Origin of the sequence: Lentilactobacillus kefiri (genome assembly GCF_007989105.1) — a bacterium.
GTDB lineage: Bacteria > Bacillota > Bacilli > Lactobacillales > Lactobacillaceae > Lentilactobacillus > Lentilactobacillus kefiri.
On the sequence record NZ_BJVK01000049.1, the window covers coordinates 1 to 12,578 of the forward strand.

The window sequence follows — 12,578 nt, forward strand, 5'->3', positions numbered from 1 at the left end:
TCAAACCCGGAACCGGCATGAAGATTGGGGCATGCACTTGTAATCTAAATGTAAAATCAAAAGTGCACCAACGTGCTCATTTAATGGTACAATGAACCCATAATATAGGGAAAGGAGTATTCACATGTGACAAAGAAACAGGAATGGTTTAGCTTAGCTCAAGCTAGTCTCAAGCTTGAACGAGGTAGTACGTACGTGAGTGTTTGGTTAAGACGGCACCCTAACGAGTTGCCAAGTGAAATGCTCATGGAAACGGGCAAAGTTAAATTAATATCTGAAGATGGCATTGAATGGATTAAAAACCACATAAAAAAAGAGGGCGTCCTCGTAAGCAGTGAAGTTGCTAACGGGGATCAGCACCTGGAAGTTACGATTCTAGGTGTCACCCTCCTAACAATCCATTTTACCGGGCGGGTTAGGGGAAAGCTAGTTGTTTAGCGTCCCCTAACGCGCTTTTTTTGAGGAGGTGATTTAATGCAATTAGAAAGCTGGCAAGGCATTAATGGCAAGCTAGTTCATGATGATCAAAAGGCGATTGTGGTTGATGATGATCAAACATTGACTGATCCAAAACAGTTACAAGCAATTTTAGATCAAGACGGTCAGCCAATTGACGAAGTCCGGCAAGCAATGATTAAGAAGACCGTTAAACGCCAGTTGAAGACTGAGCCGTTAAAGCTTAGGGGCTGGTTTAATCGCCATCAAGACCGTCAAAATGCTAAAAAGACCGAAAAATTGGTAAGTGATAAACCGACTCATCAATATAAGCAGATTAAAAATGAAATGACCTTTTTTGGTGAGAGTTTCCTGGAAGGCTTCTTAGGCTTCTATGGCTTAGAAGTTGATAACGCCTTAGGCCGTTACGAACATAATTTGCATGTCTTAGAGGCCCAAGAATTAGGTCAGTCAGAAAAAGAGTATTACTTAGCCACAAGTGAAAATGGTCGCGTCAAATTAGCCACCGACTCATTACCAAGCCAGCAAATTGCTGAGGAACAATTGGACAAGTTCTATCAGCGTGAACCAGAAGAAACGCAGGCAGAACAAATTCAATTACGAACATCAGAAGATGATAGGAAGGAGGAATAACATGAAGTTCAGCAAAGTAAAAGCGTTAGCAACTACTGGAGCTACTGCGATTTATTTGGGCTTGATGAACGCCCAGGTTGTTTTGGCGGCGGACGGTGGCGAAGTTAAAAGCAAGCTAACCAGCGCTGGTAAGACGATTCAAGGTATTTTAACTGGGTTGGTCGTTTTAGTCGGGATTTGTGTCGCGCTATTTATTATTATCAAAAGAATGCCTGACGCAGACGATCCGCGAGAGAAATCAGAGGTTTATCACGCGGTTGGCCGGGTGGCTGGTTTAGTGGCCCTAGCGGCAGCGATTATCTGGCTACTACCTTGGGTTTACAGCCTATTCACTTAATTTAAAAAGGAGCCTGCCAAATGAAGAAAGGAAAAGAATTTATCTTCCCAGAGAACGTAGATAAAGATTACGGGATCTGGAAAGACTACACCTTGAAGGATTTTGGCGTAGCGGGACTGGCAGGACTAGTGGGCTTAATTTTTATTGCGATCCCACCCTATGGTCTGATCTTAGTCCTGATAAAAATAGTGATTGTTGTCTTAGCCATGACGATTGTCATGGCTATTTTAACAATTAGGCCAGTTTCGGCGCGGAAGAATATTAAAGTACGGGATAACTTTAAGTTGAAACGCCGCTATGCCAATGGTCAGAAACTGTTTTATTTAAAACCGAAGAAGCGAGGTGAACTAAATGCGTTTGAAAAAGAGCAAAACCGCCAATAAATCAGTGAAGCTCGATTGGGATTACCAACCGCCTAAAATCAATGGTGGCAAAGAGACCATTGATGACATGAGCTTGGTGGTGGGTATGTATGGTAACTACGAAGTTACCAAAACAGGTAATCTCGTTGGCATTTTGGAAGTTAGCGGGATCAACCTTGATTTACTTAATGAAACCGAACAACAGGACGTTTTTGAAGACTATGGTGCGTTTCTCATGAGTACCTTGGGTGAAGGCGTTGATGATACGTTACAGTTCTTAGAGCCGACGATTCCCGTCAATATGACGGCTTATCTTAACGGTCTCAAACGCCGGTATCTCGCCTTACAAAAAGGCCACCCGGAGCAACAGTTCAAAATCCAGCTCATAGCCAGTTACTTGGATCACTTTACTAAAGTCCAGGAATCCAAAAACATGACAACTAAGCAACATCTGCTAATCGTTAAGGTACCGATTAAAGACAAGAGCGTTAAAAGCTTAAACTTAGCTGTCACTCATTTAGACGAAAAGATCGAACAGGTTAAACGAGACATTGAAAATGCGTTAACGGATTTTGATGTGACGGCCAAAGTTTTGACCAGTCAAGAAGTCCAAGAGATTTTAAAGAACTTGATCAATTTTAATGGATAGGGGGTAACAGTATGAGTTTTGGTGATAAGGTCATTGATTTATTTATGCCAACTAAAAAAGAGCATAACCAAGGCAACAGCGACCAAACGGGTAGTAAGCCCAAACCGGAGGTTGAGGATTTTACCAAACTGATTGATCGCGATAGCTTGCATTCACTATTCCCGTTTAGCTGGGAACAGTACCCCACCTACGTCCAGTCGGGCGAGAATTTTATTCGGGTGTTAGCGATCGCTGACTATCCCAAGCGGGTTTACGGCAACTGGTTGTCAGAATTGAAGCGCAAAAAAGGCGTTATCGATATTGTGCAATATATCGACAGCGCCAGTAACAATTCAATGATTACCTATTACAAGAAGACGATTCAAAATAAGGAAGCGCAGAAGCTCAATACGTTCGACCCGTATAAAAAGAAGATTCTGCAAAATTATATTGATTCAGCCAACATGCAACTAGATAAATACCTCGATAATTCTACCACATTTGTGTACCAACATATGCTCATTTATCTGCGGGCCAACAGTTTAGCAGGCTTAGATGACTTAACCGAGAACGTCAAGAATACGTTGATTAAACTACAAATGAAGCCCTTAGTGCCCGTTAAAGCAACCTTTCAAGCTTTCTGGTCAACCATGCCAATTAACGAGAACCTCATGGGGGATTACACCTATAAAGAAAGTAATACCGAAGTCGCCAGCAGCATGTTTCCTTTTGATGACGCTGAAATTCTGGACTTAAAGCCGAGAAGCGATATTGAAGGGGTTAACAAAGATACCAACAGCTTAATTGCCGTAGATATGTTGGATCGCAACAAGACCCTAAATCAAAATCAAGTGATTATCGGGACCTCGGGGGTCGGCAAGACCACCTATATGATTCAGAAAATTCTACGCTACGCCATTCAAGACTATCAACTCTACATTATTGATCCAGAAAATGAATATACCAAAATTGTCGAAGCTTTAGGTGGCGCAGTCTTGCACTTAACTTCTAATGCGAAGTACAAAATTAACCCGCTACAAATTTTCTCCGAAGAAATCTTAAGCGCCGATGAAGCGGTCACGAACCTTGATTTACTAGTTAAAGATAAAATCCAGCGATTAAAGGGATTCTTTGAAGTGCTTAAAACCGGGATTACCCAAGTTGAGCTGGCAATCCTTGATGATGTCGTTAAACAAGCTTACGTCAACAGTGGTGTTTTGAAATACAGCCGCTTAAAAGAGATTAAAGACGATCAGTGGCCGACCTTATCCAATGTTTATGACGAATTGGAGAAACTGGCTGATAAAGACGAAGACAAATTCAGTCGGGTTAAAGACTTTTACTACATCTTAGGCAGCTATACTCATGGTTCTAACAGCCTATTTGACGGTCACACCAACGTCAACCTAAAGGGGAAGATCATTTCTTTTGATCTAAAACCACTACAAAGTGAACAGGAAGTCCAATCAGCGGCTTATCTGAATACTTTTCAATACCTGTGGGACGAAATTACCAAAGATCGGCATAGCCGCAAGAAATTGTTTGTCGATGAATTTCATTTCTTGACCTTGCACAAAGCAGCCGCCACCTTTTTCCACCAAGCCTACAAGCGGTTTAGAAAGTATAATGCTGGGGCGATTGCCGGAACGCAGCAAATTCAAGATGTGATTGAAGGCACGACAGATACCGGGCAGAACATTGGTGAAGCCATTATTGGGAACTCCTATACCAAGGTATTCTTTGGCCTTGATGGTAAAGGTGTCGATGATGTCATTACTAAGTTAAGAATGACGTTCTCGGATAAAGAAAAGAAGTTACTAGAACGCAGACGACAAGGTGAAGCCCTGATGATCTATGGTAGCCAACGCGCCTTTATGCGTGTCGAGTTGACCGAAGAAGAACTACGGCTAATTGACCCAGAAGCTTACCAAGAAAAATATCACCGTGAGACAGCCGGGCAACCGGACTATCAAAAGCGCGTGGTCTTAACACCTAGTGAGATTGACGCTTTAACTACCTCCGAGGAGGAAGGAGGGACTTTAAATGAGTAAATCAAATCAGTTATTAAATATCGAGGTTGGCACCTTCAAACGACAGGGGAACAAGTTAATTCTCGAACTCAATCACAATCAGTTTCGATATGACCAGTTGAGTGAGCTAAACGAATTAAAGCAAACTGATGCCAAGTTCTTGCAATTGGTTAACGTGGTTGAGCAAGACCAGAAGGTTGTTTTAACTTATACCTTGCCGGATAAGGTCAGATCATTAAAGGAATTACCACATGAAAATAAAGCAATCCGGTCAGCGATTGCCAAGGAAATCATGGCGCAAAAGGTGGTTAACGATAGCCAGTATCACGTTGCGTTGAACCCAGCTAACCTGTGGTATTACCCCATGCAACATGTTTGGTACGCCTACCGGGCCAATGAACTCATGCCTTATGATGACAAGCATAGCAATTTAGCCAAATACAAAGCGCTGATTCTATTTTGCTTGACGGGGACGCCCTATGAACGGCTACTAAGCAATCCCCAAGAAGCCTTGGCCAAACACCCGGATGACTATTTACAACAAGTAGCTAAAGCTACGTCGTTAAATGAGTTAACGGAAGTGGTTAATGGCATTGAGGACTTTGTGAGCTATCACGAATGGCAGGCAGTTGAAACGGCCCAACAGAAAACCAAACAACGATTATGGTTGAGTGTGGCCGGGGTGGCGATTGTGGCCGTTTTGGCCGTCGGCTTAGTCCATAAAAGTGATGAACGGCAATATCAAAGCTTAGCTAACCAGAACCAAGCCCAGGTCACGCGATTAAAATATAGCGGTCAAATTCAGACCGCTTTAAATGATCAGAAGTGGTCAGAAGCACAAAAAGATATGCAACGAGCCGGCTACTCTTCAACTAAGCAAGTCAGTGTCTTTTTAAAGCATCGTCAGTACCAGCAAGCTTTAAACGTTGACCCAAGTCAGTTGAACAAGGTTGTTAATGCGGCTTATGCCAACCAAGATAACAGCCAAGTGGCTGATTGGCAGTTACCAACTAAGGCGACGAGCAAGCAAAAAGACCAGTTGAAACTTGAAAAAGCGATTGTTAATTATGATACCAATACGCTTAATAACCAATTATCCTTTACGACGAACGCTGATGTTTTATTGAGAATGGGACAAGCCTTCCTCGCCCATAACGATACGCAAGACGCCCAGACCGTCCAAACCAAATTAGCCGGTGTGAATAGTCCTAAAGCTAAGTATTTAAAAGCCCTGTTAAGTCTCAATGCCGCTAAGAACGAAGTTAGTGACGCCCAAAAGAAGTTAGATGACGCCAACAAGATTGATGGCAGTAAAGATAAGGATAAAGACAAGAAGGTGGATTCGGCTAAGTCGGACTTAAAGAACGCGCAGAGTGACCAATCGGCAGCGCAAAAACAAGTCGATCAGGCCAAGCACAAAGTGGGTGATTAAATGCAAGTACTGTCTTTCGAATATAAGAAAAAGAAGTGGAAGTTGATTGCTTATATTGTGGGCGGCGCCATTCTGCTAATCATCTTGCTAATCGCCGCGCTTACTGGTCAATTGCAAGAAAATAGTTGTGATAATTCAACGACCACAGAAACGCAATTAAATAGTAAGAGCATGACAGAAAATGCCAAAAACATCTATGCGCACTGGAAGCAAAAGTATGGTGCCACCCCACAAGCGGCCGCCGGTATCTTGGGGGTCTTACAACTAGAAAGTCGCCTTGATCCCAAGTCCGTTAATTCCAGTTCCGGGGCCACGGGCTTAGCCCAGTGGTTAGGTGGTCGAAAAGATAAACTGGAAGATTTAGCCCATAAAGAAAATAAACCAGCGACCAATCTCGGGGTACAGTTGGATTATCTCGACCAAGAATTGAACAGTAGTTACTATGCGTCAAACAAGCAGATTTTTAAATATGCGGACGTGCATAAAGCGACCAAAGCCTGGTTAATGGATTACGAGGGTATGAGTAAGAACCCGGAACAATGGTATTTAAGCCAAAGATACGGTTATGCCGATCATTGGTATTCCGTGTTGGGTGCAAGTGATCCCGTGGCCGGTAATACGTTAGATAATGCAAGTTCCGGCGATCTGACCGAACTAGGTTGTGATAGTGACCCGAGCTATTCCGGTGGCAGCATTGTTAAAAACGCGGAAAGTATGAAGGGCGACTTCTATTATGTTCAAACCCACCCTAGCCCCGATTTAGGTAGCGATTTAAAGAATCCTAACAAAACCGGTGGGACAGATTGTTCAGGCTTTGTCTGGTTAGCTTTGAATAAGGCTGGTTACAAGGTACCGGCCAACATGGGCTGGTTTACCGGATCAATGGCAAGTGACGCGAAGGGGGGTCATCAGTATTTGAAACAAATCAGTGAAAATGACGCAAAGGCCGGCGATATTGTGATCGTTAATCAAGGCGTGGGAGCCGGAAACAACGGTCACACTGCCATTCTGCTAGGCAAATGGCAAGGAAAAGCCACTAAGATCATTGAGCAAGGTGGTACGGGTGACAAAGTTAACGAAAGCACCTTTGGCACCGCCTTTTATAGCTTACTAAGTGGTAGCGATGTAACGTTAGCCCGGCCAATCAAGAAGTAAGGAGGAACCAACAAATGAAGCGTAGCGTGGTTTTAAGTATTGCACTTGGTAGTTTGATCTTAATTATGTCATTAGGAACGAATGCCTATCAACATAGCCAAGTTAAGCAGGCGCAACAACAGATCAGTCGTTTACAAAAACAGAAGCGCCAAGTTAAACAGCAATTGACTAAAACCAACCAACAAAAGCAGTTATTGAGCACCCAAATTGACAGTTATAAGACCTACCAAAATAATAAAGACAAAAGTCAGGCTGAACTGAGTTTTAATACGGTAGTCACCAAGTTCTTTAAGGTCATGAATAACTTTAAGCCCAAGACCTACGGTCAGCGTAAAAATGGCGTGAAAGACTTGATTTCCGACAAGCTATATCAGCAATACTTTTCAAATAAGGGCACGTATGGTGATAGCAATAGTGTTTCAGCTAAGTTAAATCAACTGAACCTGTATACGCAAAGTAAGCAGGGGCAAAATATGAAAGGCTTGGCCGTTGTCAGTTACGAAAGTAAGAGTGGCGACAACGACTGGCAAAAGGCGACGGTACTTTATCAAGTGACTTTCGATACCACCACGGATCGAATCACTGATGTACAGAATCTTGGGAACAGTTTTAAAGCGAGTGACCTTGATTAAAAAAGTAAGCAAAGCCCTAGCGGTGATCGTGGTGATACTTGCAGTATTAGGCTTTGCAGGTCATAGCTATGTGAACCATGTTGAGAAAGAGAAAACAGTTGTGACGCTAACTAAGCACCCTAAAAAAGTGTTGTTCTTCTATCGCGATGATTGCCAGGATTGCCAAGCTATTTTTCATCAGATTTATTGGCACAACGCAATCAGTCACAACATCGTCTTGATTAACATGAACCAACCGCAGAATCGGCATTACATTCAAAAATATCAATTAACGTCAGTACCAACCTTGATCCATGGCAAGCAACAATACTCCGGTACCAACCAACAAAGGATTAAACAGATAGTAGGTGATTAGATGAAAGACAAATTATTAAACAGCGTTAAAGTCAGCTGGCCATATCTACTAACGCTAATCATTGGCTTGTATTTAGCGGAGATTTTAGCTGGATCAGTCATGGCCTTGTCGCACTATAAGCTAACTTTTGCGGATCATATGCCAACCGTATTAAAACAATTAGCCTTGCACCCCTGGCACTATTACAACTTGTATTTGGGTCAAAAGAATCCGGTATTAATTATCGTCAGTATTGCTGTGGTCCTATACACCGTCTATTTTGCTTTGAAACGCAATAGCAAGCATAAAGCTTGGGAAACTGCGGACACTGAAACCCACGGGAGTGCGACTTGGGGCAATCTAAAAGAGTTGAGTGACCATTACTTTAGTATCAATGCCAAAGACCTCACCACAGCATTTAACAAGAGTACCAAGGAAGAAATTCTCAAATCATTAGTGGATCGAGAAAAGTCAGCGAAAGGGGGAGATTAACATGAATGGGACGATTTTAGGGATCGTGGATAAACGGATTGTTTACCAGAATAACAGCACCAAACCCAATCGGAATATCTTTGTGGTTGGGGGACCTGGATCATATAAGACCCAGTCAGTCGTCATTACCAACCTGTTTAACGAAACGGAGAACAGCATTGTCGTGACCGATCCGAAAGGTGAATTATACGAAAAGACGGCCGGTATCAAACTAGCTCAAGGCTATCAAGTACATGTCGTCAATTTTGCCAACATGGCGCACAGTGACCGCTACAATCCCTTTGATTATATTCAGCGCGATATTCAAGCCGAAACCGTGGCAACAAAGATCGTGCAAAGTGAAAATGCCGAAGGTAAAAAAGATGTGTGGTTCAGTACCCAACGGCAACTTTTGAAGGCACTAATCCTGTTTGTCATGAACCACCGGTCACCAGAGCAACGAAATTTGGCGGGCGTAACGCAAGTCTTACAAGAAAATGACGTTGAAGCCGAGGAAAAGGGTGCGGATAGTCCGCTAGATACCTTGTTTCTTGATCTAACTATGACTGATCCAGCGAGACGCGCTTATGAGTTAGGTTTCAAAAAGGCTAAAGGGGAAATGAAAGCCAGCATTATTGAAAGTCTGCTGGCGACCATTTCGAAGTTCGTTGACAAAGAAGTGGCCGATTTTACCAGCTTTTCGGATTTTGATTTAAAAGAGATTGGCAACGACAAAGTGGTGCTATATGTGATTATTCCGGTGATGGACAATACCTATGAAAGCTTCATCAATCTGTTTTTCTCACAATTGTTTGATGAATTATACAAATTAGCCGCCGATCATCACGCTAAATTGCCCCACCAAGTCGACTTTATCCTTGATGAATTTGTCAATTTAGGGAAGTTTCCCAAGTATGAGGAGTTCCTAGCGACGTGTCGGGGGTACGGCATTGGCGTGACGACAATTTGTCAAACCTTAACCCAGCTCCAAGCCTTGTATGGCAAGGATAAGGCCGAGAGTATCTTAGGAAATCATGCCGTTAAGATTTGCTTAAATGCCGCTAATGATGTGACCGCTAAATACTTTAGTGATCTGTTAGGAAAATCAACTGTGAAAGTGGAAACCGGTAGTGAGAGTACCAGTCATAGCAAGGAAGAAAGTCACAGCAAAAGTGATAGTTACAGCTATACGAGTCGTTCGCTCATGACGCCCGATGAAATTATGCGTATGCCCGAAGATCAGAGCTTATTAATCTTTAGCAATGCGCGACCAGTCAAAGCGACAAAAGCGTTCCAATTTAAACTATTTCCAGGAGCCGATCATTTGGTTAACTTGTCACAGAATGAGTATCAAGGCCAACCAGAAGCCAGCCAGGAAACCAACTTTCATCAAAGAGTAGCGAAATGGAAAGCAAAATTAAAGGAGACTGCTCAAAAAAAAGCCGCAAACAAGATGTCTCAAACAGAGGAGGAGCAACAGCAGGACAACCTAGACAGTGACTTAGAGAGGGTTTCAAATAAAGATAGTCAAACAGAGGAGCCAGAAGAGGACGACGATAACAACTTACTTGGCTAATGGAGGACATATTAATGAAAAAATATCGGAAATATATAATCGCTGTGATGACAGTGTTGCTGATTGCTGTCGGTCTAACCGCTTGTGGGAAGTCTACAGCACAGGATTTGCAAAGTAATAAATGGTATCTCAACCAAAAAGGACAAAGCTACAAAACCCAATTTAATAAAAAAACAATGATTATTGAAAGCCCCTTGATGAATGTAAATGCCAATTATTCAGTCAGTAATACTTCTGGTAAAGAATATTTAAAAGTAAATACTGATGATGAGAAAAATCAAAAATTTGAATTAACTCAAATTAGCGATGGTTATAAAGCTAAAGCAATAAATAAAACTGCGAAAGCAGATGACGGATTAGGAAGCTTTGAATTGCAAAAAAGGAAGTGATAGATATGTTTGTTTTAGGTGATATTTCAGGACTGGTTCAGGGAGCGATTGCTAAGTTTTTTGAATGGGCACTGTCTGGTTTGTTGGACGGCTTATTCAACATCTGTAAGGCAATCATTGACCAAGCCAATCAAAGCTTGCCGATTATTAAAACGTGGTATGCCATCTTCCTGTCCTTTGCGACATCGTTAGTCGTTGTGGTTGTCCTTGGGCGTATTGTGATGACAATTCTAAAAGAGGCGGACGAAAGTACCGATGTGACTTGGGCTAATATCATCATGGACGGGATTAAATCAGCGGCCGTGATTCCGGTTTTCGTGTTCTTACAAGGCTTTATTCAAGGTTCAATTACCTTGCCCCTGCTAAAGTATATGTTTAATTCTGATCAGAAGTTTACTGCTAAATCAATTACCGGCATGAATAAAGTACCTGGGCTAAAAGATGTTGGCATTTCGCTACCCTTACAGATTTTGTTTCTGCTAATCTTCACTGTCGTAACCGTCGTGTTCTTTATCAAGATGTGTGTGTTTGTGGCTGATATGGCTTGGTACAACCTGACGATTCCTTTAGCTGCAATGAGCATGGCGACTGAAAGTTTTGATTACAGTGGCACGTGGTGGAAGAAGTACATTTATTATAATGCCTCCATTATTAGCCAGGTGCTTTGTATGTCACTATCAGTATGGTGTTTCACTAATATGGCTAAATACGGGTTTATTGCTTTTATTGCTTCAATCGGATTCGGTTTTCTGGTGGTCAAAACACCTGACGCCGTTAAAGACTTTTGGGCTTCAACCGGTGTGACTAAAAGTGCTGGTATGGGTGCCATGAGAATGTTTCAAAATTATTTCCGTAATCACTAGGAGGAAAAATAGTTATGAAGAAAATCGCACACTGGTTATTGGAAAAAGCCAAAAAAGATATGCGAACCGATCCTTTTACAACACCTTCACGGCGGACTAAGTTGTCTTACTATTTTGATACCTTAGTTAGCATGGTCTTCTATATAATGGGAATTTACCTCATGTTAATGGATTTATACCAAGAGCTTTTCACGGCGAACCATACCGATTTTTTAGGAACTGCGCTAATGGCCTTAGTTTTACTGCTGGGTGGCTTATTATTCCGTTGGTCAGCCTATGCAGATTTCAAAGCCATCAACCGGTATCAACGATATTTGAAACAACAATCGATAGACCAGCAACAAAAATTGCATCGTGAAACTTGGTTAAAAGCAGCTGAACAAGGGAAAAAAGAATTAGAACAGAAGCTGAATCACAAGGAGTGAACGAATATGACCACTGTTATCTTAGCTGAAAAACCCAGTCAAGCCCGTTCATACGTCCAAGCCTTTCAAAAGAGCACAAAAAAACAGGGTTACTATACGGTTAGTGACCCTGTTTTGCCCGAGAATACGCTTGTCACGTATGGTCTCGGACACTTAGTTGAACTAGCCACACCGGATAAATATGATCGGAAATACCAGCAATGGGCCTTATCTAATTTACCGATTTTTCCCGATAAATACAAGTTTGTGGTGTCAGCTAGTAAAAAAGATCAATTCAAGGTCGTCAAAGACCTGTTAACGAAGGCCGATACCATTATTGTTGCCACCGATAGTGGCCGAGAGGGTTCTAATATTGCCTGGTCAATCATGAACCAAGCCCAGATTGACGTTAAAAAGAAGACCATTAAGCGACTATGGTTGAATAGTTTGGAAAAAGACGCGATTATTACCGGCTTCAAAAATCTTGGTGATTGGCACAAAGACTATTTGGCGTATAAAGAAGCCCAAACCCGTCAAATTAGCGACTGGTTAATTGGTATGAATGGCAGCCCTTTATACACCTTGTTATTAAGACAAAACGGGGTACGCGGGGTGTACTCGATTGGTCGCGTGCAGACGCCAACCTTGTATATGGTCTATCAAAGAGACCAGGCAATCAAAAACTTTAAGCCGGAACCCTATTTTGAACTAAATGCGGAAATTTTAGCTAATCAGCAAAAATTTGTCGCAAAATTAGACCCCTATCAGCGATTTAAAGACGAAACAGGGCTAATAACATTCATGCAGGCTAAACACGTTCAGAAAGGCTCACAGGACGGTTTTATCAAGGACGTCCAAAAACAAGGCAAAAAACGA

At 42.2% G+C, this 12,578-nt stretch carries 16 protein-coding genes; all 16 read left to right on the forward strand.

The window, feature by feature from the left end; all coding sequences use genetic code 11:
* Positions 1-126 precede the first annotated feature (126 nt).
* Entirely contained in the window at positions 127-438 is a 312-nt protein-coding gene (locus LKE01_RS10740; protein ID WP_008212308.1) for a hypothetical protein, read from the forward strand.
* Between the two features lie 36 nt (positions 439-474).
* Positions 475-1,089, forward strand: a complete 615-nt coding sequence (locus LKE01_RS10745; RefSeq protein WP_057963198.1) for a hypothetical protein — start codon at positions 475-477, stop codon at positions 1,087-1,089.
* Position 1,090: 1 nt separating this feature from the next.
* Positions 1,091-1,426 carry a CagC family type IV secretion system protein gene (locus LKE01_RS10750; RefSeq protein ID WP_024855764.1) on the forward strand — a complete coding sequence of 112 codons (336 nt, stop codon included), beginning with the start codon at positions 1,091-1,093 and terminating at the stop codon, positions 1,424-1,426.
* A gap of 20 nt (positions 1,427-1,446) precedes the next feature.
* Positions 1,447-1,809, forward strand: coding sequence for a conjugal transfer protein (locus LKE01_RS10755; protein WP_146979239.1), 363 nt, complete (start codon positions 1,447-1,449; stop codon positions 1,807-1,809).
* Complete coding sequence (gene trsD / locus LKE01_RS10760) at positions 1,778-2,437, forward strand: TrsD/TraD family conjugative transfer protein (protein WP_054769761.1); 660 nt, start codon at positions 1,778-1,780, stop codon at positions 2,435-2,437. Before LKE01_RS10755 ends, trsD begins: the two co-directional genes overlap by 32 nt.
* Before the next feature lie 11 nt (positions 2,438-2,448).
* On the forward strand, positions 2,449-4,467 hold the full coding sequence (locus LKE01_RS10765; protein WP_146979240.1) for a VirB4 family type IV secretion system protein: 2,019 nt from the start codon (positions 2,449-2,451) through the stop codon (positions 4,465-4,467).
* A complete protein-coding gene (locus tag LKE01_RS10770; RefSeq protein ID WP_054769760.1) occupies positions 4,460-5,878 on the forward strand; it encodes a type VII secretion protein EssB/YukC in 1,419 nt (472 codons plus the stop codon). The genes LKE01_RS10765 and LKE01_RS10770 overlap by 8 nt, the downstream gene beginning before the upstream one ends.
* Positions 5,879-7,033 carry a phage tail tip lysozyme gene (locus LKE01_RS10775; RefSeq protein ID WP_054769759.1) on the forward strand — a complete coding sequence of 385 codons (1,155 nt, stop codon included), beginning with the start codon at positions 5,879-5,881 and terminating at the stop codon, positions 7,031-7,033.
* A gap of 14 nt (positions 7,034-7,047) precedes the next feature.
* Complete coding sequence (locus LKE01_RS10780; RefSeq protein WP_054769758.1) at positions 7,048-7,665, forward strand: hypothetical protein; 618 nt, start codon at positions 7,048-7,050, stop codon at positions 7,663-7,665.
* On the forward strand, positions 7,652-8,020 hold the full coding sequence (locus LKE01_RS10785) for a thioredoxin domain-containing protein (RefSeq protein ID WP_054769757.1): 369 nt from the start codon (positions 7,652-7,654) through the stop codon (positions 8,018-8,020). The genes LKE01_RS10780 and LKE01_RS10785 overlap by 14 nt, the downstream gene beginning before the upstream one ends.
* A complete protein-coding gene (locus LKE01_RS10790; protein ID WP_054769756.1) occupies positions 8,021-8,491 on the forward strand; it encodes a hypothetical protein in 471 nt (156 codons plus the stop codon).
* A 1-nt stretch (position 8,492) separates the two neighbouring features.
* Positions 8,493-10,046: a VirD4-like conjugal transfer protein, CD1115 family gene (locus LKE01_RS10795; protein ID WP_146979241.1), complete on the forward strand. Its 1,554-nt coding sequence runs from the start codon at positions 8,493-8,495 to the stop codon at positions 10,044-10,046.
* Positions 10,047-10,060: 14 nt separating this feature from the next.
* Complete coding sequence (locus LKE01_RS10800; protein ID WP_146979242.1) at positions 10,061-10,435, forward strand: hypothetical protein; 375 nt, start codon at positions 10,061-10,063, stop codon at positions 10,433-10,435.
* Between the two features lie 5 nt (positions 10,436-10,440).
* Entirely contained in the window at positions 10,441-11,298 is an 858-nt protein-coding gene (locus tag LKE01_RS10805; RefSeq protein ID WP_146979243.1) for a conjugal transfer protein TrbL family protein, read from the forward strand.
* Positions 11,299-11,312: 14 nt separating this feature from the next.
* Positions 11,313-11,723, forward strand: a complete 411-nt coding sequence (locus LKE01_RS10810; RefSeq protein ID WP_054769755.1) for a hypothetical protein — start codon at positions 11,313-11,315, stop codon at positions 11,721-11,723.
* A gap of 6 nt (positions 11,724-11,729) precedes the next feature.
* Positions 11,730-12,578: DNA topoisomerase (locus LKE01_RS10815; protein WP_263862390.1), on the forward strand; the 849-nt coding region annotated here is incomplete at its 3' end.